Raw genomic sequence first — 24,273 nt, 5'->3', positions numbered from 1 at the left:
GTCTCCATCAAGTGACCGCGTCGCGCTTGGCGTGCAGGTCGTATTGTTCGCGGTCGAGGATGTCGGCAAGCGTGTCGACCGCATCCCAGACATCGGCAAAGCTGGTGTAGAGGGGCGTGAAGCCGAAGCGCATGATATGCGGTTCGCGATAGTCGCCGATGACGCCGCGTTCGATCAGCGCCTGCATGACTGCATAGCCGTGCGGATGCGCGATACTGACCTGGCTGCCGCGCTGCGCATGGTCTCGTGGTGTGACCAGCTCCAGCGGGTGGCGGCTGCAGCGCGTCTCGACCAGTTCGATGAACAGGTCGGTGAGCGCCAGCGACTTCGTGCGGATCGCTCCCATTGAAGTCTGCATGAAGATCTCGAGGCCGCATTCGACCATTGCAAGCGAGACGATGGGCTGGGTGCCGCACAGTGCGCGCCGTATTCCTTCGATCGGCTCGAACGTGGACTGCATCGTGAACGGACTCGCATGTGACCACCATCCGGAGAGAGGCTGGCGGAATGCTTCCTGATGGCGTGCAGGCACCCAGATGAATGCCGGTGCGCCGGGGCCGCCGTTGAGGTATTTGTAGGTGCAGCCGACTGCAAAGTCGGCATCGGCCCCGTTCAGGTCAACAGGGACAGCGCCGGCCGAGTGCGCGAGGTCCCACAGCATCAGCGCGCCGCGCGCATGGGCCAATGCCGTGACTTCCCGCATGTCGTGCATGCGCCCGGTACGGTAATTGACATGGGTGAGCATGACGACAGCGGTTGTCTCGTCGATTGCCTGCGGCAGCTGCTCATGCGAATCGATCAGTTTGATTTCGTAGCCGCGGTCCAGCCACGAGGTAAGGCCCTGAGCGATATAGACATCGGTCGGGAAGTTGGCGCGCTCGGTAACGATGACTCTGCGTTTGTCCTGCGGACGCAATTCCTCCTGCCGATGCAGCGCCGCGGCGAGTGCCTTGAAGAGGTTAACGGAAGTGGAATCGGTCACCACCACCTCATCCGGCTTGGCGCCGATCAGCGGAGCAAGCTTCGCTCCCAGGCGCGCGGGCAGGTCGAACCATCCTGCCTTGTTCCAGCTGCGAATCAGGTCATTGCCCCATTCCGCTTCTACCACCTGCCTTGCGCGGTCGAGCGCGCTTTTCGGGCGCGCGCCCAGCGAATTGCCGTCGAGGTAGATGACGCCGGACGGCAAGGCAAACCGGTCGCGCAGGGCGCGCAGCGGGTCGCCGGCATCCATGGCGGTACAGTCGGAACGCAACATCATTCGAAATCTCCTTTCAAGCGCCTTAACACGGCGCGTACCGGGCTGGCATCCAGGCCGGCAAGTTTCAGGGGCAAGGCAATCAGTTCATAGTCGCCGGGCGCAACGTCATCCAGCACGATGCCTTCGAGTATGGCGATGCGGGCGGCGCGGACAGCGTGGTGGGCATCCATGGTTTTCGATTCCTGGGGGTCCAGCGAAGGCGTGTCTATGCCCACCAGCACCGCGGCATGGCGGGCGAGCAGTGCAATGGTCTCGGAAGCAACGCCGGCGAACCCGGAGTCCCAGCGGTCCTGCGGTGCCTTGGCGTAGGTGCGCAGCAGCACACGCGGTGGACAGTTCTCCAGAGCCCGCTCCACATGATGCGGCTCGACGCGCTTCACACCGATGCAGTCGATCACGCGGCAGGGGCCGAGATAGGGGTCCAGCGCCACCGCGTCGATGGCTTCGCCTGCCGGGTCGTAGTGGGACGGCGCATCGCAATGGGAGCCGGTATGGGTCGACATGGTGATCCGGCTGACATGGACCGGGCAGCCATGCTCGATCTTCCAGGTCGGCTCGGCGCTGTAGGCCGTATCGCCCGGCCAGACCGGTATCGCCGTGGAAAGCGTGGGACTGATGTCCCATAGCAAGGTGGAGGTGGGCATTTGCATGTTCTCGGTAGATGGTCTGTGCATTTTATGACGCTGCGAACCGATTTTTTCTTCAAAATCGACGAAGCTTTTGCTTCAAGATAGAATTAAATTTCACCAAAATAGAAATTTATGAAGAGATATTCGAATGACTCTGGACGCCATTGACATCAAGCTTCTCAATCTGCTGCAGACCGATGGGCGGATGAGCAATCTTGAGCTTGCCGAGAAGGTCTTTCTGTCGCCGTCCTCATGTTTGCGCAGGGTACGTCTGCTGGAGGAAGCAGGCATGATCAGCCGTTACAGTGCGATCCTGAATCCGGCTGCGCTGGGCTTGGAAGTCGATGCCTTTGTTCAGGTCACCATGCGCCGCGACGTCGAGCACTGGCATGAGAATTTTTCTGCATCACTGCAGGCATGGCCGGAAGTCGTCGGTTCCTTCATCATTACCGGCGAAGCCAATTACCTGCTCAGGGTGAGGGCGCGCAGCCTCAAGCATTTTTCGGCATTCGTGCTCGAAAAGCTGTACAGGACGAGCGGGGTGCTGGACATCCGGTCCAACATCGTGCTGCAGACCCTGAAGGACACGCAGACGATCGCTCCCGAACTTCTCGGCGATTAGAGTGCAAGCTGCCGAACCGAAGAGGGCGGCATGATCGGTGCGAAACCAAACACAGGACCGTCAATCCAACCTGTCTGCAAACTCTTCCGATGCAAGCCCGGCTTCGTCCGGTTTCCGATCGATCGGACCGGATCTGTCTCGTCCGGTTGACAGGTGCTGCGAGCGATGTGCGCATAACTGCACACATGCACACGGGAACGGCAAGCTGGAAGCATCGACAACACCTATACGAATGCAAGGAGACGCCATGGATACCAAGCGCGTAGCAGTTGTCACAGGTGGCATGGGCGGACTGGGAGAAGCGATCTGCAAGAAGCTTGACCGGTCCGGTTTTCAGGTGGTCGCTACCTACTCACCCTCCAATACCGACGCCAAGGCGTGGCTGAGCGAACGCAAGGGCGAAGGCTACGATTTTGCCGCGGCCTGCCTCGACGTTTCCGACATGTCTTCCTGCGAAGCCGGCGTCATGCAGATCTTGCGGGACGTTGGACGGATCGATGTTCTTGTCAACAATGCCGGTATTACACGCGATGCGACCCTGCGAAAACTGTCGCACGAGGATTGGCTCGCCGTTCGCAGGACCAATCTGGACAGCGTCTTCAACATGAGCAAGCTCGTGATGCATGGCATGCTGGAAAACCAGTGGGGCCGCATCATCAATATTGCGTCGGTCAATGCGCAGAAGGGTGCTTTCGGCCAGACCAATTATTCCGCAGCCAAGGCCGGCGTGCATGGATTCACCAAGGCGCTGGCGCTGGAAGTCGCCAACAAGGGCATTACGGTCAATACCGTTTCTCCGGGGTATCTGAGTACCAAGATGGTGATGCAGATTCCGAACGAGATCCTCCAGGAAAAAATTCTTCCGCAGATTCCTGTCGGACGCTTGGGCAAGCCGGAAGAAGTGGCCGGCCTTGTCGCTTACCTGTGTTCGGAAGAGGCCGGTTTCCTGACCGGAGCGAATATCGCGATCAACGGCGGACAGCACATGTACTGACGTATGCGGAAGCCGGCAGCCGAGCGCGAAAAGGCATCGACATGCGATTGACGTGGCTCAAGCACGGTGCATGGCCAAGTCCGTCGGCTGCGGAATCCACAGAGAATAGCGCTGACCGTAAAGGTTCTCCTTTTCTTGCTTATCTCAGGAACGACAAATGCAAAACATGGCAAATCCCTTCTTGGGCATGTATCAGACTCAAATCGAAGCTTCACGACGCTTTCTCGACACGATTTTTTCGAGCACCGAGAAGATTGACCAGGTTGTCAGAGGCGCAGCACAGCGCGCCGTCAATGAGCAACTCAATTTTGCCGAGGCATTTACCCAGGCCAAGGACCCTGCCTCGATCGGCGCGGCTTGGCAGTCCGGCATGGCGGCGCGCAACTCCGACCAGGCCGTCAATTACCAGCGCGAACTGGTCCGCATTGTCGTGGAAATGCAAAGCGAGCTTGGCAAGGGCGTGCAGGATTATGTCGAGCAAATGCGCAGTCAGACGACAAGCGGCTTCAAATCTCAGGCCGATACTTCCGTAACGCAGCCTGCTGGCGACACTGCTTTCAATCCGAATCCGGTGACGAGCCTGTTTTCGGTTTGGCAGAATGCGTTCAAGGAAGCCAGTTCTCTCGCTCAGCGTAACCTGTCGACATTCAACGATGCCGTCGGCTCGGCCGCGCAGCAGACTTCACGCTATGTCAATGGGACTGCCGGCGCTGCTCGCAATATTGCGGAAAGCGCTGAAAGCGGCATCGCATCGGCGGCCGACGCCGGTGTGAGCGCTGCCGCGCAGGCAGGTGAATCTGCGGCCGAGGCATTCGCATCGAATGCCGAGCGCAAACACGGGACAGCCCCGGGCGGCAAGAAAAAGTAAGCAGCAATTCGACCTGAAGGCCGGATTGTCCGGGCAGGGCAGTCTCCCGTGAGTGAACGAGTTCTGTATCTGCCGACAGGCAATCGTTTCTGATCCATCCGAAGCAAAAAAGCCCGTCGCAAGACGGGCTTTTTACTTTGCGGCCTGGATGCGGCGGGAAGATCAGGCGCTGGCCAACTGGGTACCCCAATCCGGATCGGACTGGTCGTTTTGCTGAGTGGCGGCTTTGGACTTCTTTGCAGCAACCTGCTTTGCCCTCGAACTCGAAGGGGGCAAACGGCGCAAGGTGCGCAATGCCTCGACATCCTTGATGCCAATGGAACGCTGGTCGACTGTGATCAGGCCGATCTCGTTGAATGCGGACAGTGTGCGGCTCACCGTTTCCAGGGTCAGGCCGAGATAACTGCCGATTTCATGGCGGGTCATGCGGAGATTGAACAGCTTGCTGGAATAGCCCATGTCGGCATAGCGCTCGGACAGATTGACGAGGAAACGCGCCACCCTGGCTTCGGCGCTGAGCGCACCGAGCATGCTGACCATTGCCTGCTCGCGCACCAGTTCGCGGCTCATGACGCTGTACATCGCGTGTTCGAACTCCACATGTGCGCGTCCAAGTGCTGTCAGCTTCTTGAACGGCAAGAGGATCAGGTCGCAATTGGACAGGGCGACGGCCTCGGAAGCATAACGCTTGGTATGGATGCCATCCACGCCGAACAGGTCGCCTTTCATCGGGAAACTCAGCACCTGCTCATTGCCGAACTCATCGATCAGCACGGTTTTCAGGAAGCCGGAATGAACGATATACAGTGTGTCGAACGGTTGGCCGATGGTGTGAATACGCTGGCCGGTCTTGAACTGTACATGCTGAAACAGCAGTTCCTCATCGGTATGAATGGCCGCAGAGGGAATGCGCAACACATCACACAGTTCCTTCAAGTTGGACCAAAGCTTGCCCTGGCGTTGCCAACCCGCTTCGACGGAAGACGAATGTAGTGCTGACGTTGTTGAGTCGGTGCGGACATCGGATGCTTGAGTTGACAACATAGCCATCTCCTAATTCAGTGATTCAGTGAATGCATGCAATACGGACAGGCATGCATAAGGTAGTCGCCGCCAATTTGTTCAATCCTTGCAATCAAGAGTTTTGATCTAGAACATCGGACCTGCGTCGATTGCTTGTTGCATTTCATATGAGGTAGCCAGTATCGCAACTGCAACAGGACTTTGGCTATCGGGAGGGGCTGAATTGAAATGTAGGAGAGATATGCCTCTTGTAGGATTATGCCTACAAATCAGCGTAACATTTTCTGAGCGGAAGCTTGACTCAAGCAAGAACCGATATGGCGATATTGATCATGCGCAGGCACATACTTGCTGTTTCACACAGCCAGGATGCAGGACGGGAACGCAAGTGTCATTGAAGACTTGGCTTGCAGAGTGGCAGGAAGGGTTATGGAAAGCTGCGTGAAGAGGCGATGTGAAAGGACCGCAAAAGCCTTCCGGAGTAAGTTTGGCCTAGTTTTTCAAGGGACCGAGAAGACGATGCTGAACGGCGTATTGGACCATCTCCGCCAACGAATTCATGTTCATCTTGGTGAGGATGCGTGTCTTGTGGGTACTGACGGTTTTTGCGCTCAAGTGAAGGAAGTCCGCGATCTCGGTAATCGACTTGCCGCTGACCAGCAGGGTAAACACCTCGAACTCACGGTTGGACAGTTGCTTGTGAGGCAAGTCCTCATTGGCAGGCATGACATCCATTGCCAGCTGCTCCGCCACCTCCAGGCTGATATAGGGACGTCCGGACGCGACTTTGCGGATTGCGCTCACCAGCTGGGTGCCGGCGCTTTCTTTCGTCAGATAGCCGCGTGCACCGGCGCGGATTGCGCGCACTGCATATTGCTCTTCTTCGTGCATCGTCAAGATCAGGATGGGAAGCTTCGGGACTTCGTCCTTGATTTGACGAATCAGCTCGACACCGCTACGGCCCGGCATGGATAGGTCCAGCATGAGCAGGTCGAATCCGCCTTTGCGTACATGTGCCAATGCTTCGAAACCGTCTACGGCTTCACCGACAACCTCAATGTCGTCAGCTCCATCGAGAATGCGTTTCAAGCCTTCACGCATAATAGTATGGTCGTCGGCGATTACGATACGAATCATAGGCTGCTTGTCGGTGGTATAGATGTCTGTTCTATGGGAAAAATAGGTTCAACAGGTATTGAAACTTGAATAATTACCCCATGTGGATCGGCATTACGTATGCTGATTGTACCTCCCAACACGAAGATTCGTTCCTGCATCGCAATCAGGCCGTAGCAACCCGGCTTATGTTCGTTTCCAGGCCTCATGCCGATACCATCATCCTGAATCATAACATCGAGTTGACAGTCTGTATGTGAAAAAGCAATTTTTGCTGTTCCTGCATGAGAATGCCTTTCAATATTCGACAGGCTTTCCTGAATCACGCGAAACAATGCGGATTCGATGGCGTCATCTAGCTTTTGCGGGCGACCCGAAGTTTCGATGATGCAATTAATACCGCTGCGCTTCTGAAAGCTGTCGACCATCCATTCCACCGCGGCGAGCAGGCCGAAATCATCCAGCAGAGGAGGGCGCAGAGCCGACGCCATGCTTTTTGTCATGGTGATCACGTTGTCCAGCAGCCCTTGCATCTGTGCAACCCGCGCCGGCAGACCGTCGTCCGTTGCAGGAAGGCTGTTCTCCAGCCAATCCAGATCGAGTTTGAGCACGCTTAGCCGTTGGCCGATGTCATCGTAGAGCTTTTTCGAAAAGCGGCGTTTTTCGACCTCCGTGGCCTGTTGGGTCGAGGCTGCCCACTTCCTCAGGTCGGCCGGTCTGACGGGACGCTGATTGAGTTCGCGAGACGGTTTCCCTGTGGCCGCGTCATGGAGAATCAGAGCAAGGTAAAGTTCGCCGTGCACGGCGACGCGGGCAATGCTGGTACTCATGACGAGCTGGTCGCCGTTGGCATGCATGCCCTTGAGTTCCACTTTGGTCCGGCGGGCAGTGAATCTCGCGGTGGAAAGGCGATCCAGCCGTCGCCGCTGTTCACCGCCGAGCCGGTGCGGCAGCAGGATGTCGAGGGATTTGTCCATCAGGCTGTCGGCACTGTATCCAAAAATGCGTTCCGCCTTTTGATTCACCAATACGATATGACGCTGGGCATCTACAACGATAACGCCGTCCATCGCCGATTCGATAATGGACAATAGCGATGGACCTACTTTGTTTGCGGGAAAGCGGGCGAGTGTGGTAATGAAATTCGGTAGTTGCCCGGTATCGGATTCCAAGTAAGTTGTCATCACAATTTCTCTATTGCCTGGTAGATGTTTGCCTAATTTCGAAGGCTGTCTGTATGCCACGCGAAATCCCTGACGACGGAAGCTGGGTGTAGCCTGTTCGACGCTTCAAAGGACCGATGCTTCTGCATAAGTTATGGCACGACAAATCGGAATATCTTTTCTGAACATGCAAGCCGATCATATCGAGCAGAAGAATCAAAGGGTTTGATGAAAACAATATCCTTGAACAGTGGTGCCTAGGATATGTCATGGTCGGACCGCGAAAAAATCGGATCGACTGATGAAAATCACATGAGATTGAGAATGCACAATTCCGCGATTGCTATATAGTAAGCGCCGCCTTCCAACGGTTCCGTGAGGTACTAAACGATTTGCGCTCGCTCAAGCACGCCCGACTGCGCGATCTCCGCCGGCACCATTTTCTCGACCAATACTATGAATATGGATATCCAGCTCGGAGAGATCAGCCACATCATTCAACTGGCTATTGCACCTGTGTTCCTTTTGACGGGGGTAGGGACGAAGCTAACCGTGCTGACGAATCGACTGGCGCGCATCATCGATCGATCAAGAATTCTCGAAGACCGAATCAACGCCACTACTGCAGCAGACCATACAGATGCTTATCTGGAACTCGAGTATCTTTACCGCCGGGCGCACCTGATCAATCGCGCCATTACCCTAAGCACTTCTTGCGGATTGCTCGTTTGTATTGTTGTCGCTTCGCTGTTTATCGGCGATGCGCTTAACCTTGGCCTGGCCGGATTTATCGGGTTTTGCTTCGTCCTGGGAATGTTTGCTCTTATCGGCAGTTTCGTTTATTTATTGCGTGAAATCTTCGTGGCAACCAAAACCATATCCATCCGAAATCCTCATATTGCAAGGCAGATTGCAGCGAAGAAGCGATCGGATACGACAAGCCGTCATTAAATCTGATGGTGCCGTTGAACCAGTGGCATACATTTGCCCCTGCTAGCCTTTCCGGGCGGGGGAGACCAGCTGCTTGAGTTCGGCAATCCAGGCAGAGCGTACATTGTAGCGCTGCGTATCCTGCAGGCATTCATCAATGGCCTCGCGCCATACTCGCGTGAGCCGGGCAAGCTTGGAGGAAGAGTCGCTCTGCAGCTCAATCCTCAACGCGCTAACCTTGATGGCTGCCAGTTGCGGAAGGACATTCAATGCATTCCATTCGTGAGAATGATCATGCTGGTATAGGTGATCGTTTATTGCCTCTTCGGGCAATGCGCAATGTCCAACGGCATCATGGAAAAGCGTGTCGGAGAGCAGTAATTCACCGAACATGTCTTCGGGCGCGGGCTGATACGGCCTGATTTGCGCAGCATCTGAATCACCTCGGGAGGTGGTAATGGCGCAGCCTTTGCCGAATCCCGCAAGTTCTACGCCGATGCCAGGGATTCTGCATACTTCCCTGATTTGAGCCGCCGAGACGACGCGCGGCAAGATGAGCCGCTTGAATGGAATAGCCTGCCTCAACCGCTTGATCGAATCTGCTTCGACTGCCGATTGCGGCATTGCATAATGAATGTCGAGACTCGGAAAGTGGGACGCCGTGTACAGCATCAGCGCCCGATCGGAAAGGGTGATCGCATCGATTCCCAAGTTCGATGCATCTCGAATCATTGCGGTCAGGTTTGACCAAGATGCAGCATTCCCATTTGATTGAGGCAAGGAAATTGCGATTTGTGCGTTGTGTTCGTGAGCATAACGGACGCCTTTTCTTAATGCGGCATCCCGAGCAAGTGCAGATTCCAAACGGGTGGACGTGTCTATAGATCGGTAAGCGATATGAATACTGTTCGCCCCATTATCAACAGCAGCTCTCAGGCCCGCCAAATTGTAGACTGGGCAGGCAAGCGTCAGGCATTGCGTTGCTGGTACGGGCGCTTTTCGGATTGAAAGCACTTGTGCAGAAGCCTTGACCATAATCTGCTCCTCTTGGGGCGTCATGTCGCAAGAGGCGCGGAGTCACCTTCGAGGCGCCTTCTGTGCGACGGGAGTAGTTCCCTGGACACCCAATCCCGTTCTGATTAGGTGTCATGCTCAAAGACGTCATGGATGCCTGACTGGCAAATAGTGCACTGCATTAACAAAAGAAAGCACCGATGAGCCATACCAAGAAGAGGCATCCAGACTTTCCTAATTGCAATGAACTCAATGTAGCAGGCGATTCTTTGCGGAAATTGATTTTGCGCAAAGAATATTGCGCGTAGGAATTATTGCAACACAGGCAAATCAGGAACTGGGAGGCATGAGGAGAATTAACGATTATGCGGAAAGCGAGCGGTCGCTTTTGATCCTGAAATTTCGGCGGGGAAGCTGATGTTTTAGTTTGAGCCGAAAAAGAAAAGGGCCACTTGACGTGGCCCTTGGAATTCTCTGGCTCCCCGACCTGGACTCGAACCAGGGACCTGCGGATTAACAGTCCGTCGCTCTACCGACTGAGCTATCAGGGAATAGATGGCTATTATAGGCCGAAATTTCTGCGGCTGTCAAAGCCTAGAGCGGGCATCCATGGCACCGGAGTCGTTAGGCTCCGAGCATTTCCACCCGCGGGTCATGCAAAATTATTACAGAACCTTTGCAATCGCATCGACAACAGCATCAATGTTTTTCGAATTGAGGGCAGCCACGCAGATGCGTCCGGTGTCTACCGCATAAATCGAATGCTCTTCACGCAAGCGTCCCACCTGTTCCTTGGTCAGGCCGGAATAGGAAAACATGCCGCGCTGCTTGATGACGAAATCGAAATCATGGCCGGGCGCCTTGCTTTTCAGCTTGTCGACCAGTGCCTGACGCATTTCACGGATACGCACGCGCATGCCGGCGAGTTCGTCTTCCCAGAGCTTGCGCAATTCGGAGCTCGACAGGGTGGATGCAACTACCTGGCCGCCATGGATGGGCGGATTGGAGTAGTTCGTCCGGACGACGCGCTTCAGCTGGGACAGAACGCGGCTGGCTTCTTCGGCGCTGACGGCGGCGATGCTCAGCGCACCGACGCGTTCCCCGTAGAGTGAGAACGACTTGGAGAAGGAGTTGGACACGAACAGCGGGCCGCCTGTTTCGGCGAAGCGGCGAACCACCTTGCCGTCTTCCTCAATGCCGTCGCCGAAGCCTTGGTATGCCATGTCGAGGAAAGGAATGAGGCCGCGCTGGGACACGACATTGATGACTTCCGTCCATTGCTCTTGTGTCAAGTCGGCGCCGGTCGGGTTGTGGCAGCATGCGTGCAGCAGCACGATGGAGCCGGAAGGCATTTCCTTGAGCGTATTGAGCATGCCGCTGAAGTTCACGCCGCGAGTGGCCGGATCATAGTAGGGATAGTTGTTGACGACGAAGCCGGCAGCCTCGAACAGCGCGCGGTGATTCTCCCAGCTCGGATCGCTGATCCAGACCTGGGAATCCGGCGAGAAGCGCTTGAGGAAATCGGCGCCGATTTTCAGCGCGCCAGTGCCGCCGAGCGCCTGCACGGTGACTGCACGTTTTTCTTGAACAACCGCGCTATCGGCCCCAAATACAAGTTCTTGCACCGCCTTGTCATAGGCGGCAAGACCGTCGATCGGCAGATAGCTGCGCGGCGTCGGTTTTTCCATCTGTTGCGCCTCTGCCTTGCGAACGCATTCGAGCAGGGGAACCTTGCCGTTGTCGTCGTAATAAACACCGACGCCAAGGTTCACCTTGTTCGGGTTCTTGTCAGCGTTGAAAGCTTCTGTAATGCCGAGAATCGGGTCGCGCGGCGCCATTACGATAGCGCTGAACAGGGAGGCGGGATGGGATTGGCTCATCGTGGTAACATGAAAAATTGGCTGCAGAAGAAAGATGATGCAGCCGGGTTGTGGTCAGTTCGGGCTTAGGCCTCGAAGCAGGGTGCAACTTATTATTCTACCAAAGGTCGAATTGAGATGGCAGATTTATCCCAGGTCCAAAGCCCGATCGACGAATCGAAAATCGTCACTTTCCCGGATTCGCCTTACAGGCTTTTTCAGCCATTTCCCCCGGCGGGCGATCAGCCAGGGGCCATCGACAAGCTGGTGGAGGGCATCGAGGACGGCCTGTCGTTTCAGACACTGCTGGGCGTGACCGGTTCTGGGAAAACCTACACGATGGCAAATACGATCGCGCGGCTTGGGCGGCCCGCCATCATCTTCGCACCCAACAAGACCCTCGCAGCGCAGCTGTACAGCGAATTCCGCGAATTCTTTCCGCAGAATGCGGTGGAATATTTCGTCAGCTATTACGATTACTATCAGCCGGAAGCCTACGTCCCGCAGCGAGACTTGTTCATCGAGAAGGATTCCTCGATCAACGAGCACATCGAGCAGATGCGATTGTCGTGCACGAAATCGCTGATGGAGCGCCGCGATGTCGTGATCGTGGCGACCGTGTCCGCAATCTACGGTATCGGTAATCCGAACGAATACCACAAGATGATTCTGACCTTGCGCGCCAAGGACAAGGTCAGCCAGCGCGATGTGATCGCACGCCTGATCCAGATGCAATATACCCGCAATGAAGTCGATTTCGGCCGCGGCACCTTCCGCGTGCGCGGCGATACGATCGATGTCTTCCCGGCCGAGCATGCCGAGCTGGCCCTGCGCATCGAAACCTTCGACGACGAGATCGACAGCCTGCAATTGTTCGATCCCCTTACCGGGCGCGTCAGGCAGAAGATTCCGCGCTTCACCATCTATCCCGGATCGCATTACGTGACGCCTCGCTCGACTGTCCTGCGCGCGATCGAAAGCATCAAGGAAGAACTCCGGGAGCGCCTCGAATTCTTCCGCAAGGAAAACAAGCTGATCGAAGAGCAGCGGCTTGAGCAGCGCACCCGCTTCGATCTGGAGATGATGCAGGAAATCGGTTTCACGAAGGGCATTGAAAATTATTCGCGTCACTTGAGCGGCGCCAAGCCCGGCGAGCCGCCGCCAACGCTGGTGGATTACCTGCCTCAGGATGCGCTCATGTTCCTCGACGAGTCTCACGTGCTGCTCGGCCAGCTGAACGGCATGTACAACGGTGACCGCGCCCGCAAGACAAATCTGGTCGACTATGGCTTCCGCCTGCCGTCCGCGCTCGACAACCGTCCGCTCAAGTTCCAGGAGTTTGAGGCGAAGATGCGCCAGACGGTCTTCGTGTCGGCGACCCCGGCAGAATATGAAGGCCAGCATTCCGGGCAGGTCGTCGAGCAGGTGGTACGGCCGACCGGTCTGGTCGATCCGCAGATTTCAGTGCGTCCTGCAAGTACCCAGGTCGACGACCTGATGTCCGAGATTTCGGATCGCATCAAGAAGAACGAACGTGTGCTGGTCACCACGCTGACCAAGCGGATGGCCGAACAGCTGACCGAATTCCTAGGGGATAACGGCGTCAAGGTTCGCTACCTGCACAGCGACATCGATACGGTCGAGCGGGTCGAGATCATCCGCGATCTGCGCCTGGGTACCTTCGATGTCCTGGTCGGCATCAATCTTCTGCGAGAAGGCCTAGATATTCCCGAAGTATCGCTGGTTGCCATTCTCGATGCGGACAAGGAAGGCTTCCTGCGTTCGGAGCGCAGCCTGATTCAGACCATCGGACGCGCAGCGCGGAACCTGAACGGCATGGCGATCCTGTACGGCGACAAGGTCACGGACTCCATGCGGCGAGCCATCGATGAAACGGAGCGCCGCCGGGCCAAGCAGATGGCCTTCAATACCGCGAACAACATCACGCCCGCCGGCGTTAAGAAGGAAATTCGCGACCTCATCGACGGCGTCTACAGCCCGCAGGAGGCACGCGGCGAGCTGCTGGTGGCGCAGGAGCAGGCCAAGTACGAATCCATGAGCGAGAAGCAGGTCAGCAAGGAAATCAAGCGGCTTGAAAAACTCATGGTGGAGCATGCCAAGAATCTGGAGTTTGAAAAGGCGGCTAGAATTCGGGATCAGCTGCATTTATTGAAAGAGCAGCTGTTTGGCGCGCCCGGCCTGGACAATGTCGTGCCGTTGATCAGCAAGTAAGGGCAAGCCTTGCATAGGCTTGTGGGGCAGCGGCATTTGCCGCTGCCTTTTCATTTTCGGAAACTGCCCGAGTTGCTGGCGCATGGTCGTACGCCGTTCCTTACGTTTAGCCTGGCCGTCATCGTTCATAACCCTGAAAATTCTTGCTTATGCCTTCATCCCTGCCAGCCTCCCTGAATAAGGCCCTGGAACTTGCGCATGCCTCGTGGCAGCCGATTCTGATTGACGGCTTGAAGGCCGTCGCCGCAGCAGATCCGGTCTATCTGCCTTCGCTCGTCGAAAGCAGCTATCTGCCGACGCAGGGACGCATATTCGCGGCATTCGCCAAGCCGCTCGATGAAGTCCGGTATGTGCTGGTGGGGGAGGGGCCTTATCCGCGAGAAGAAAGCGCAACCGGCGTATGTTTCATGGACGGTGCCGTGGAGGCGCTCTGGTCGGAAAAGGGCCTCTCGAAACAGGTCAACCGCGCCACGTCGCTAAGAAACTTCATGAAGATGCTGCTCGTGGCGGATGGATTGCTTGAGGCAGACAATACATCGGGCGAAGCCGTCGCGAAGATATCGGCGAAAGCGCGTGCCATCGGTTCCCCGTTCATCCAGACGCTCACCGAACTGCAGGGCAATCTGACACGTCATGGGTTTCTCCTTCTGAATGCGAGCCTTGTGTTCCGCCCTGATGTCCCTCCCGTGCGCGATGCGAGGGCTTGGCGGCCTTTTCTTGAAGTCGTCCTGAATGCCCTGGTTACGCATTTCAAGGAAAAGAATGCGCAGCCGCCGACGCTTGTGCTATGGGGGAAGATTGCGGAGCAGTTGGGCGCGCTGAAGGTCATGCCTCTCTTTCCAAGCGCAATTTCGGAGCACCCTTACAACCTGTCCTTCATCGATAACAAGACGATGCAGGAATTGTTCGCCCCCATGCATTTGCTGCAACAGCAAAAATAGCCGCTTCCATGCCAGTCTGCCGGCCATGAAGCCTGCATCGCGGGCATTTCCATGATTTTCCTCAGAGCCGAGCCGCGCCTAGCGCCAACGGTTGAAAAATTTTGTCCGAAATCATGGCGTTGCCTTCCTGATTTGCCAAGATGAGGTACATCACCGCGCTTGATCACCTCAGATATCAAGCGAAGCCGTGGATGGAGGCTGATAGATGGATACGACGCGCGTTCTCTTCGTTTGCATGGGCAATATCTGCCGTTCCCCGACTGCGGAAGGGGTATTGCGAAAAATGGCGTTCGAAGCCGGCTTGCATGAATATATCCTGATCGACTCTGCCGGCACCCATGGCTATCACCTCGGCGAGGCACCCGATCCGCGGGCCCAGACCGCTGCGCGCAGGCGCGGCTACGATCTGAGCCGGTTGCGGGCAAGGAAGATCGAAAGCAGCGATTTTTCCCGATTCGACCTGATTCTGGGTATGGATTTCAATAATCTGGAAATTTTGCAAAGGCAGTGCCCTCCCGAGCACCATCACAAGCTTGGACTGTTGATGTCCTATGCCGAAGACCACGCAGCCTCCATCGTCCACGACCCATATTATCGAAGCGCAAAAGACTTCGAACTGGTTCTCGACTACATCGAGGACGGCTGCCGCGGCCTGTTCAATGCCATCGCGCGTGGCGGGCTAAACAGCTCTTCAGGGCAGTTTGAGTCGAGCAGGCAGATTTCTGATCACCTTTAAAAGCTCAGGTGCATGTATTCATTGTCGAGTAGGGTGAATACATATCTAAATCATCGCACGATGCATGTAAAAATTTCAACATTAACACGGCACATTTTAGCTTTTACATAATGGGCTCTTCAGGAAACCCCTCGCGGAACGGACTGCAAGGTAGTTATCAATAAGGCAATAAGATGGTACAAAGATTGCTAGGACAAAAGTACGTTCAGCAATGACATAACATCATGAAAATCTTCTTTCCGACATTGGTTTCCATAACTTGTCTTGCCCTTAATTCCGTCACTGTTCAGGCCGCACCATCTGAACGGGAGGAGGAGTCCGGCTTGCAAGGGGCGTCAATTTCGGAGCGCGTACTGACGCCGGCGCTGCAGGACAAGTCTTCATACAAACTCGGACTGGATCGCGAGGCACCGGGGTTTTATTTCGACGCCAAAAAGCCCGGCGTTTCCGAGTTAATGAACGAACGCTCGCTGTGGAGCGATACTGCGCCGTTACGGCTTGCGACATGGCTGGACGGGATCAACGTCGGCGATCAGAGCTTCATGCTGGGATATCGCTGGAAACGGCTGAGCATCGAAGGCACGACGCTGCAGCCGGTACAGCGCGTCGGCGAGAACGCGGCGCAGCAGCAAGGCAGTGCCACGCGTTCGAATTGGCGGTCTACCCGACTGGCGTTCAACCCGTCGGAAAATTGGCAAATCAAGTTAAGCCGGGGCGCAGTCAGCAATCTGGACAATCTAGTGCCAGGAGAGCAGGTGCGCCGTACCGCGCTCGCAGCTACATACAACCTGCCATTCAACGGCGGAGATTGGGAAGCCACCTTCGCATGGGGGCGCAATGCGCGCAAGGATCGCGAAAGCCAATCAGGTTACCTGCTTGAGTCCACGGTGCGTTTGGCTGGCGTGCATTCGCTGTTCGGCCGCATCGAGCAGGTTGGAAGCGACAATCTCATGCGGGAAAACGAGTCGATGCAGCGCCAGCTGTTCAAGCTAAACCGCGTCACCTTCGGCTATTTTCAGGATCTGCGCGTCAGCGGCCCAGTCGGCATCGACGTGGGCGCCTTCGTCAGCCGCCACCTCGTACCCTCGGACATGGCCGCATCCTACGGCAGGGATCCGACGGCATACATGATGTTCCTGCGGCTGAAGCTTCAATAAACCCGGCGACTGCGTCACTGCACCAGCGCATCAATTGCGTGTTTTTCGGTATTGAGCGCCAGCGCGTGCATGCACGCGCTGGCTTGCTGTCTGCAAGGCAATGCAAATTGTGAAATAATTTCAGGCGTGTAAGTTTTTCCAAATCGTTTCCCTGCACTCCGCTTTTTCACTTCCGTCTGGTTGGTTCGTTGAAGCCGGACTGCCGCATTTCCCACTTTCCCATCCTCCTCAATACCTGACAAATTTACTCAACTTTGATATACTTGACTAAAATTTTCGGGAAATAGGTTTATTCGGTTCCGCAGGTTCGAAGTTTTGCACTGGAGTTGATGGATATGCGTCTGACTACTAAAGGCCGTTTTGCAGTCACTGCAATGATCGATCTCGCGCTGCGCGATGACAAGGGTCCGGTGACATTGTCTGCAATCAGCCAGCGGCAGGAGATTTCGCTGTCTTACCTCGAGCAGTTGTTCGGCAAACTGCGCCGTCATGAAATCGTCGAATCGGTGCGCGGTCCCGGCGGCGGTTACACGTTGGCGCGCAAGCCGGAAGACGTGACGGTGGCCGATATTATCATCGCTGTCGATGAGCCCATCGATGCAACGCAGTGTGGTGGCAAGGAGAATTGCCATAGCCCCGGTCATGAGCACGGTACCCGCTGCATGACGCATGACCTGTGGGCAACCCTCAATGCGAAGATGGTCGAATACCTGGATTCCGTGTCGCTGAAGGATCTGGTCGATCAGCAGCGACAGAAAAATGCCGAACACAACGTGGTACTGATGCCGCGCCCCCATATAGCCGCCTGATTGGAGTTAGCCAGAATGAATGCACCTTTGGAAAAAAGCCTGATCGATACCATCAAGGCACCGCATTTCCCGATTTACATGGATTATTCGGCCACAACGCCGATCGATCCCCGCGTTGCGGAAAAAATGATTCCCTATCTGCGCGAGCAATTCGGCAACCCGGCGTCGCGCAGCCATATGTACGGCTGGACAGCGGAAAAGGCGGTCGAGGAGGCGCGTGCCCACGTTGCAGCATTGGTCAATGCCGATCCGCGCGAGATCGTCTGGACTTCCGGTGCGACCGAAGGCAACAATCTCGCCCTCAAGGGCGCCGCCCATTTCTACAAGACCAAGGGCAAGCACATCATCACTGTCAAGACGGAACACAAGGCTGTTCTGGATACCGTGCGTGAACTGGAACGCCAGGGCTTCGAGGCGACCTATCTGCAACCGCAGGACAACGGTCTGATTACCCTGGAACAGCTGCAGGAAGCGATCCGTCCGGATACGATCCTCGTTTCCGTCATGCTGGTCAACAATGAAATCGGCGTAATCCAGCCCATTCCGGAAATCGGTGAACTCTGCCGCTCCAAGGGCATCATCTTCCATTGCGATGCCGCTCAGGCGACGGGCAAGGTCGAGATCGACCTCGAGAAATGGAAGGTCGACCTGATGACCTTTACGGCACACAAGACTTACGGACCAAAGGGCATCGGCGCCCTCTATGTTCGCCGCAAGCCGCGCGTGCGCATCGAGGCACAGATGCACGGCGGCGGCCATGAGCGCGGTCTGCGTTCCGGCACGCTGCCCACGCACCAGATCGTCGGCATGGGTGAGGCCTTCCGCATCGCCAAGGAAGAAATGCATGAGGAAATCGCCCGGATCAAAGCCTTGCGCGATCGCCTGGCGAAAGGACTGAGCGAAATCGAAGAGGTGTATATCAACGGCGACATGGATCACCGCGTGCCGCATAACCTCAACGTCAGCTTCAATTACGTCGAAGGCGAATCGCTGATCATGGCGATCAAGGACATCGCGGTGTCTTCCGGTTCGGCTTGTACTTCCGCCAGCCTGGAACCATCTTATGTACTGAGGGCGCTCGGCCGCAGCGATGAACTGGCGCACAGCTCGATCCGTTTCACGATCGGCCGCTTCACGACGGAAGAGGACATCGACTTCACGATCAATCTGATCAAAACCAAGGTGGCGAAACTGCGCGAGCTGTCGCCGCTGTGGGATATGTACAAGGATGGGATCGATCTCAGCACGATCCAATGGGCTGCGCACTGACCTTCAAAAGATACAAGGAGCAAGAAAATGTCTTACTCGGAAAAAGTTCTCGATCATTATGAAAACCCGCGCAATGTCGGCGCGTTCGAAAAGGGCGACGAGTCCGTCGGCACCGGCATGGTCGGCGCGCCTGCGTGCGGCGACGTCATGAAGCTTCAGATCAAGGTCGGCGCCGACGGCGTGATCGAAGATGCGAAATTCAAGACCTACGGCTGCGGCTCGGCCATCGCCTCGTCCTCCCTCGTGACGGAATGGGTCAAGGGGAAGACGCTGGATGAAGCCCTGTCGATCAAGAACACGCAGATCGCAGAAGAACTGGCGCTGCCGCCGGTGAAGATTCACTGCTCGATCCTGGCCGAGGACGCCATCAAGGCTGCGGTGCAGGACTACAAGGCCAAGCACGGCAGCGAAGCCAAGGAAGCAGCCTGATCTGAGGCTGCCGCCGCAACAACGGATGCAGGAAGGAAACTGAAGCGTTATGGCAATCACATTGACCGAAAAAGCTGCAAAGCATATCAATCGTTATATCGAACGCCGCGGCAAGGGCATTGGTTTGCGTTTCGGCGTACGCACGACCGGCTGTTCCGGTCTGGCGTACAAGCTGGAGTATGTCGATGAAAGCGTGCCGGAAGACAGCGTGTTCGAATCGCATGGCGTGAAGGTCTACGTTGATCCGAAGAGCTTGCCTTATATCGACGGTACCGAACTGGATTTCGCTCGCGAGGGTTTGAACGAAGGCTTCAAGTTCAACAATCCCAATGTGAAGGACGAGTGCGGTTGCGGTGAAAGCTTCCGCATCTGAGTGAACCGGATGACTTCTCCCGCCGAGGGAGAAGACGCCTGTCCAAGCCTGTTGAAGTACAAACAGGCTTTTCTTTTGGGTGGCCATGCAAAATCATTTCGAGCTTTTCCAGTTGCCGCAGCAGTTCGCGATCGACGGCGCGGCGCTTGATGCCGCGTATCGCGAGGTGCAGAACCGCGTGCATCCGGACAAGTACACCAATGCCAGCGGCTCAGAAAAGCGGGTAGCCATGCAATGGGCCACGCGCGCCAACGAGGCCTATCAGACGCTGAAGAATCCGTTCAAGCGCGCAGCCTACCTGTGCGAGCTGAATGGGGTGGATCTGCAGATCGAATCCAATACCGCGATGCCGCGGCAATTCCTGATGCAGCAGATGGAATGGCGCGAAGCGCTGGAAGAGGCGAAGGCGGAAAAGGATATCGACGCACTCGAACGGCTGGACCGGGAATTGCGCGCAGCGCGTAAGGAAGAGCTCGAGGATATCGGCCGCATACTGGACGAAAAAAATTTCACCGAGGCGGCGCAGCGCGTGCGGCAGTTGATGTTCCTGGAAAAGTTTGCGGAAGAAGTGCAGGCAGTTTTTGAACAACTTGAAGGCTGACGATCGACAGTGACCGCATTGCGGATGTGACCGTGCCGATACCGAAAAATTAATATGGCTTTACTTCAAATCTCCGAACCGGGCATGTCCACTGCGCCGCACCAGCACAGGTTGGCGGTAGGTATCGATCTTGGCACTACCAATTCATTGGTGGCCACGGTACGAAGCAGCATTCCCGAAGTGCTCAGCGATGAAGAAGGGCATCCGCTCCTGCCGTCGATCGTGCGTTATCTGCCCAATGGCCATGCGCATATCGGCTACAAGGCGCAGGCGGCGCAGACGACCGATCCGAAAAACACCGTCGTGTCCGTCAAGCGCTTCATGGGCCGCGGGCTCAAGGACATTGCCTACGCCGAGAACCTGCCGTACGACTTCGTCGATGCGCCGGGCATGGTGCAGCTCAAGACCATTGCGGGCGTCAAGAGCCCGGTGGAGGTGTCGGCGCAGATTCTCGCCACGTTGCGCCAGCGCGCTGAAGACGCCCTCGGCGACGAGCTTGTCGGCGCGGTGATCACGGTACCGGCCTATTTTGACGATGCCCAGCGCCAGGCAACCAAGGATGCGGCCAAGCTGGCCGGCCTGAACGTTCTGCGCCTGCTCAACGAGCCGACGGCCGCAGCCATTGCCTATGGACTCGACAATGAGTCGGAGGGCGTGTATGCCGTCTACGACCTCGGCGGCGGCACCTTCGACATTTCCATCCTGAAGCTGACCAAGGGCGTGTTCGAAGTGCTGGCCACCGGCGGCGATTCCGCGCTCGGCGGCGACGACTTCGACCATCGCATCCTCTGCTGGATGGTCGAGCACGGCAATCTTGCGCCCTTGTCCGACAAGGACATGCGCATCCTGATGGTCAAGGCGCGCGAAGCGAAGGAACTGCTGTCCACGCAGGCGGAAACGCATATCGACGCCATCCTCAACTCCGGCGAGGAAGTGCATCTCACGCTCTCCGCAGAAACCTTCTCGCAGATTACCCAGCACCTGATCGCAAAAACGATCACGCCTTGCCGCAAGGCCTTGCGTGATGCCGGCCTGACCGTTGACGATGTCGACGGCGTCGTACTGGTGGGCGGTGCGACCCGCATGCCCCATGTGCGCAGGGCGGTTGGAGAGTTTTTCCAGACCACGCCGCTGGCCAACATCGACCCCGACAAGGTGGTAGCGCTCGGCGCCGCCGTCCAGGCCAACCTGCTTGCCGGCAACCGTGCTCCTGGCGATGACTGGCTGCTACTCGACGTCATCCCGCTGTCGCTTGGCATTGAAACCATGGGCGGGCTGGTCGAAAAGGTTATCCCGCGCAACTCCACGATTCCCTGCGCGCGTGCGCAGGAGTTCACTACGTTCAAGGACGGCCAGACCGCGATGGCGATTCATGTGGTGCAGGGCGAGCGCGAACTGGTTGCCGACTGCAGATCGCTTGCGCGCTTCGAACTGCGCGGCATTCCGCCGATGGTGGCCGGTGCCGCACGTATTCGCGTCACCTACCAGGTGGATGCCGACGGATTGCTCTCGGTATCCGCCAGGGAGCAGCATGCGGGCGTGGAAGCGTCGATTACCGTGAAACCGTCCTATGGCCTCGGCGATGATGAAATCGCCCGGATGCTGCAGGACTCCTACAATGCGGCCGACGTCGACATGAAGTTGCGAGCATTGCGGGAAGAGCAGGTGGAAGCCGAACGCATTCTGCTCGCGACCCGGTCCGCGCTGGATGCGGATGCGAACCTGCTGTCCGAGCAGGAACAGTCGGATGTGGCCGCCCTGATGCAGAAGGTGCAGGAGAGCCTTCAGGGCGAAGACCATGCAGCGATCAAGGCCGCCGTCGAGGCGCTCGCCAAAGGTACGGAAGAGTTTGCTGCCCGTCGCATGGACCGCAGCGTGCGTGCCGCGCTGGCCGGCAAGAAGCTCGATCAGCTTGCCTGATACGGAATCGTTCTCACATTTTTGCAAGGAATCCCAAGTGCCTCAAATCGTTGTACTTCCTCATGCCACCCTCTGCCCGGAGGGCGCTGTCATTGAAGCGCCGGCAGGCCAGTCCATTTGCGATGCGCTGCTCGAACACGATATCGACATCGAGCATGCCTGCGAAAAATCCTGCGCCTGCACGACTTGCCATGTCGTGGTGCGCGAAGGTTTTCAGTCGCTGAACGAGCTGGAGGAAAAGGAAGAGGACCTGCTTGATCGCGCCTGGGGTCTTGAAGCGACTTCCCGCTTGTCCTGCCAGGCCGTTTTGGCGGACGAGAATGTAGTAGTCGAAATTCCGAAATACACGATCAACCACGCCAGCGAAAATCACTGAACGGAAATGCCGACATGAAGTGGACTGACACGACACGCATCGCCGAAGAGCTGTTCGACAAATTCCCTGATGTGGATCCGCTGACAGTAAGATTCACGGACCTGCATAAATGGGTGTGCGAACTGGACGGCTTCGATGACGATCCCCAGCGTTCGGGAGAGAAGATCCTGGAAGCGATCCAGATGGCCTGGATCGAGGAAGCGCAGTAATTCCGGAGCGGCGCGATCGTCGTGCCGTATCCGGCCTGGCAACGTCAAATCAGCAACAAACGAACATCAAACGGCGTTCAGCGGCAGCGACACGATCAGGGTCGTGCCGCGATCTGGCTTGCTGTCTATCGTGAGTTCGCCGCCGAGCGCATTGATTCGCTCTTCAATCCCCACAAGGCCGAAGGAATTGGCCTTTCGCCTGCAGTCCGGATAAATGCCGATGCCGTTGTCGGCAATCCGCATGACCAGCTGACCCGCCTCTTTATACAGCTCGATTTCCACCTGGCTTGCCTGCGCATGCCGTATCACGTTGTTCAATGACTCCTGCAGAATGCGGAACAGCGCCGTGGCGCGGCTGTCATCCAGATTGATATCGTCTTCCATCGCCAGCTCGCAGGCAATGCTGCTGCGCCGCTGGAAATCCTGAACCTGCCATTCGATGGCCGCCGTCAGGCCGAGATCGAGGACGGTAGGCCGGAGGTTGTTGATGGCTGCGCGTACGGCTTTCATTGTTGCATCGATATGGTTGAGCGCAATGCTCACGCGTTCATTCAGCTTGGGATGCGCGGTTCCCGTGCGCGTATGCAGCATCGCGACATCGATGCGCAAAGCGAGCAGGTTCTGGCCCAGATCGTCGTGGATCTCGCGTGCAATCCGCTTGCGTTCGTCCTCGCGTACGCGCTCCTGATAGGACACAAGGTGCCGCAGCATCTGCCGCGAGTGCTGCAGCTGTTCTTCCGTCTTCTTGCGTTCGGAAATATCGGTGCAGCTGCCGATGTAACCGAGAAAGCGCCCGGATGGAGAACAGCGCGGAACGCCGTGCGCCAGCATGCAATGATGCTGACCGTCGCGGCTTTTCAGCCGGTATTCAATGGTGAACGGACGCTGTTCGGCAAAGGCCGAAGACTGCTCCTGCATGCAGGACGGCAAATCTTCTGCATGGATGCCCTCGGTCCAGCCTTGTCCGAGTTCCTGCTCCAGCGTCCTGCCCGTGAAATCCAGCCACATCTTGTTGAACCAGACATATTGCTGGTCCGGTCCGGTAATCCAGATGAGGACCGGCGCGGAATCCGCCATCAGGCGGAATCGTTCTTCGCTTTCACTCAGGGCAAGTTCGGCCTGCTTGCGCTCGCTGATGTCGCAGAGCACGATGCGGCAGGATTTTCCATCAGCGTCCGCGTTGGCTTCCACATGCGCAAAGAAAGGACGTTTCTCAACGTCGAGGAAGGTCAGTTCGCAAGTCGTCTTTTCCCCGGTATGCGCAACCTGCCGCAAGAAATCATGGAAGACGGCATGCATGTCCAGCGAAACGAAGTCGACCAGGTTCCTGCCTCGAAGCGTATCGCGGGAAATGCCGAACAGACCGGCGCCCGTCAGGTTGACTTCCTGAATGAGGCCGCTCGGAGTCGTCAGAAAGTAGCCGACGGGAGCGAAATCGTACAAGTCCGCGACGAGGCTTCTGCGCGCATCCGTCCGCTTTTCATTGAGATAGGGCAGCTGCATGGAAGTATCGGCGATCCGGCTGATGGGCTTGGTATCGGGCATGTAACGATCCGTACGCATCTCTTCCGAGGATTTCGGTCGATCGGTTCGCCGGCGCATCAGCGCCCGTTGCATGGAATGTTTGTCGTTGCCGTGTTCCACAAGCATTTTTCTCCGCAAGTTGAAAAGCACATGGAAATGCAAAAAAGACAAGTATGCTGCCGAGTGGACTGAATGACAAGTACTAGGTCTGTATCTCGTAT

General features: G+C 56.7%; 25 protein-coding genes and 1 tRNA gene. 16 read left to right on the top strand and 10 right to left on the bottom strand.

The annotated features are described in order from the left end of the window. Positions 1-7: 7 nt before the first annotated feature. Entirely contained in the window at positions 8-1,258 is a 1,251-nt protein-coding gene (kynU, locus tag IGW03_RS06385; protein WP_194721655.1) for a kynureninase, read from the bottom strand. After that, positions 1,255-1,902: an arylformamidase gene (kynB, locus tag IGW03_RS06380; protein ID WP_228535093.1), complete on the bottom strand. Its 648-nt coding sequence runs from the start codon at positions 1,900-1,902 to the stop codon at positions 1,255-1,257. Before kynB ends, kynU begins: the two co-directional genes overlap by 4 nt. Positions 1,903-2,035: 133 nt before the next feature. Here kynB and IGW03_RS06375 point away from each other — a divergent pair, with 133 nt between their 5' ends. The 3 genes from IGW03_RS06375 (at position 2,036) to IGW03_RS06365 (ending at position 4,371) form a co-directional block, all read left to right on the top strand. Beyond that, complete coding sequence (locus tag IGW03_RS06375) at positions 2,036-2,509, top strand: Lrp/AsnC family transcriptional regulator (protein ID WP_194721653.1); 474 nt, start codon at positions 2,036-2,038, stop codon at positions 2,507-2,509. Between the two features lie 247 nt (positions 2,510-2,756). Further along, on the top strand, positions 2,757-3,503 hold the full coding sequence (phbB, locus tag IGW03_RS06370; RefSeq protein WP_194721652.1) for an acetoacetyl-CoA reductase: 747 nt from the start codon (positions 2,757-2,759) through the stop codon (positions 3,501-3,503). Between the two features lie 157 nt (positions 3,504-3,660). Next, positions 3,661-4,371: a phasin family protein gene (locus IGW03_RS06365; RefSeq protein WP_194721651.1), complete on the top strand. Its 711-nt coding sequence runs from the start codon at positions 3,661-3,663 to the stop codon at positions 4,369-4,371. A gap of 162 nt (positions 4,372-4,533) precedes the next feature. On the opposite strand, the gene IGW03_RS06360 is transcribed toward IGW03_RS06365, so the two are convergent. From IGW03_RS06360 to IGW03_RS06350, 3 genes are all read right to left on the bottom strand, one after another. Continuing rightward, a complete protein-coding gene (locus IGW03_RS06360) occupies positions 4,534-5,415 on the bottom strand; it encodes a Crp/Fnr family transcriptional regulator (protein ID WP_228535091.1) in 882 nt (293 codons plus the stop codon). Positions 5,416-5,886: 471 nt separating this feature from the next. Continuing rightward, positions 5,887-6,531 (bottom strand): response regulator, encoded by a 645-nt coding sequence (locus tag IGW03_RS06355; protein ID WP_151637254.1) that lies wholly within the window; start codon positions 6,529-6,531, stop codon positions 5,887-5,889. Continuing rightward, a complete protein-coding gene (locus tag IGW03_RS06350; RefSeq protein ID WP_194721650.1) occupies positions 6,528-7,682 on the bottom strand; it encodes a sensor histidine kinase in 1,155 nt (384 codons plus the stop codon). The genes IGW03_RS06355 and IGW03_RS06350 overlap by 4 nt, the downstream gene beginning before the upstream one ends. 453 nt (positions 7,683-8,135) lie before the next feature. Between IGW03_RS06350 and IGW03_RS06345 the strand changes: the two genes are divergently transcribed. Next, complete coding sequence (locus IGW03_RS06345; protein WP_194721715.1) at positions 8,136-8,624, top strand: DUF2721 domain-containing protein; 489 nt, start codon at positions 8,136-8,138, stop codon at positions 8,622-8,624. Positions 8,625-8,666: 42 nt separating this feature from the next. Here the strand turns inward: IGW03_RS06345 and IGW03_RS06340 are convergent, their stop codons facing one another. The 3 genes from IGW03_RS06340 to IGW03_RS06330 form a co-directional block, all read right to left on the bottom strand. Next, complete coding sequence (locus tag IGW03_RS06340) at positions 8,667-9,638, bottom strand: peptidase U32 family protein (RefSeq protein ID WP_194721649.1); 972 nt, start codon at positions 9,636-9,638, stop codon at positions 8,667-8,669. A gap of 454 nt (positions 9,639-10,092) precedes the next feature. Further along, positions 10,093-10,168: transfer RNA gene (locus tag IGW03_RS06335), tRNA-Asn, on the bottom strand. A 114-nt stretch (positions 10,169-10,282) separates the two neighbouring features. Further along, positions 10,283-11,497, bottom strand: a complete 1,215-nt coding sequence (locus IGW03_RS06330) for an amino acid aminotransferase (protein ID WP_194721648.1) — start codon at positions 11,495-11,497, stop codon at positions 10,283-10,285. A gap of 117 nt (positions 11,498-11,614) precedes the next feature. Here IGW03_RS06330 and uvrB point away from each other — a divergent pair, with 117 nt between their 5' ends. From uvrB to IGW03_RS06310, 4 genes are all read left to right on the top strand, one after another. After that, positions 11,615-13,708, top strand: coding sequence for an excinuclease ABC subunit UvrB (gene uvrB, locus IGW03_RS06325; protein WP_194721647.1), 2,094 nt, complete (start codon positions 11,615-11,617; stop codon positions 13,706-13,708). Between the two features lie 149 nt (positions 13,709-13,857). Then, positions 13,858-14,649, top strand: coding sequence for a uracil-DNA glycosylase family protein (locus IGW03_RS06320; protein ID WP_194721646.1), 792 nt, complete (start codon positions 13,858-13,860; stop codon positions 14,647-14,649). Positions 14,650-14,854: 205 nt separating this feature from the next. Continuing rightward, the gene (locus IGW03_RS06315) at positions 14,855-15,385 is read left to right on the top strand and encodes a low molecular weight protein-tyrosine-phosphatase (protein WP_194721645.1); all 531 of its coding nucleotides are present in this window, start codon (positions 14,855-14,857) and stop codon (positions 15,383-15,385) included. A 224-nt stretch (positions 15,386-15,609) separates the two neighbouring features. Then, positions 15,610-16,542, top strand: a complete 933-nt coding sequence (locus IGW03_RS06310; RefSeq protein ID WP_194721644.1) for a hypothetical protein — start codon at positions 15,610-15,612, stop codon at positions 16,540-16,542. 14 nt (positions 16,543-16,556) lie between these two features. On the opposite strand, the gene IGW03_RS06305 is transcribed toward IGW03_RS06310, so the two are convergent. Next, on the bottom strand, positions 16,557-16,784 hold the full coding sequence (locus IGW03_RS06305) for a hypothetical protein (RefSeq protein ID WP_194721643.1): 228 nt from the start codon (positions 16,782-16,784) through the stop codon (positions 16,557-16,559). A gap of 93 nt (positions 16,785-16,877) precedes the next feature. Here IGW03_RS06305 and iscR point away from each other — a divergent pair, with 93 nt between their 5' ends. From iscR to iscX, 8 genes are all read left to right on the top strand, one after another. Next, positions 16,878-17,351 carry a Fe-S cluster assembly transcriptional regulator IscR gene (iscR, locus tag IGW03_RS06300; RefSeq protein ID WP_194721642.1) on the top strand — a complete coding sequence of 158 codons (474 nt, stop codon included), beginning with the start codon at positions 16,878-16,880 and terminating at the stop codon, positions 17,349-17,351. A 15-nt stretch (positions 17,352-17,366) separates the two neighbouring features. Then, a complete protein-coding gene (locus tag IGW03_RS06295) occupies positions 17,367-18,620 on the top strand; it encodes an IscS subfamily cysteine desulfurase (protein ID WP_194721641.1) in 1,254 nt (417 codons plus the stop codon). Positions 18,621-18,647: 27 nt separating this feature from the next. Further along, on the top strand, positions 18,648-19,049 hold the full coding sequence (iscU, locus tag IGW03_RS06290; RefSeq protein ID WP_194721640.1) for a Fe-S cluster assembly scaffold IscU: 402 nt from the start codon (positions 18,648-18,650) through the stop codon (positions 19,047-19,049). Positions 19,050-19,098: 49 nt separating this feature from the next. Further along, the gene (iscA, locus tag IGW03_RS06285) at positions 19,099-19,422 is read left to right on the top strand and encodes an iron-sulfur cluster assembly protein IscA (protein WP_194721639.1); all 324 of its coding nucleotides are present in this window, start codon (positions 19,099-19,101) and stop codon (positions 19,420-19,422) included. 85 nt (positions 19,423-19,507) lie between these two features. Continuing rightward, the gene (gene hscB / locus IGW03_RS06280; protein WP_194721638.1) at positions 19,508-20,023 is read left to right on the top strand and encodes a Fe-S protein assembly co-chaperone HscB; all 516 of its coding nucleotides are present in this window, start codon (positions 19,508-19,510) and stop codon (positions 20,021-20,023) included. Between the two features lie 54 nt (positions 20,024-20,077). Continuing rightward, positions 20,078-21,943, top strand: coding sequence for a Fe-S protein assembly chaperone HscA (hscA, locus tag IGW03_RS06275; protein ID WP_194721637.1), 1,866 nt, complete (start codon positions 20,078-20,080; stop codon positions 21,941-21,943). Between the two features lie 37 nt (positions 21,944-21,980). Then, positions 21,981-22,319, top strand: a complete 339-nt coding sequence (fdx, locus tag IGW03_RS06270) for an ISC system 2Fe-2S type ferredoxin (RefSeq protein ID WP_194721714.1) — start codon at positions 21,981-21,983, stop codon at positions 22,317-22,319. A 14-nt stretch (positions 22,320-22,333) separates the two neighbouring features. Further along, positions 22,334-22,528 (top strand): Fe-S cluster assembly protein IscX, encoded by a 195-nt coding sequence (gene iscX / locus IGW03_RS06265; protein WP_151637239.1) that lies wholly within the window; start codon positions 22,334-22,336, stop codon positions 22,526-22,528. A gap of 66 nt (positions 22,529-22,594) precedes the next feature. Here the strand turns inward: iscX and IGW03_RS06260 are convergent, their stop codons facing one another. Beyond that, positions 22,595-24,073: a PAS domain-containing sensor histidine kinase gene (locus IGW03_RS06260; protein WP_194721636.1), complete on the bottom strand. Its 1,479-nt coding sequence runs from the start codon at positions 24,071-24,073 to the stop codon at positions 22,595-22,597. Positions 24,074-24,273 lie beyond the last annotated feature (200 nt).

The organism is Noviherbaspirillum malthae (genome assembly GCF_015352985.1).
Lineage (GTDB): Bacteria > Pseudomonadota > Gammaproteobacteria > Burkholderiales > Burkholderiaceae_D > Noviherbaspirillum > Noviherbaspirillum malthae.
The sequence above is the reverse complement of the archived record's forward strand: the minus strand, read 5'-3'. Positions and strand labels throughout refer to the sequence as shown.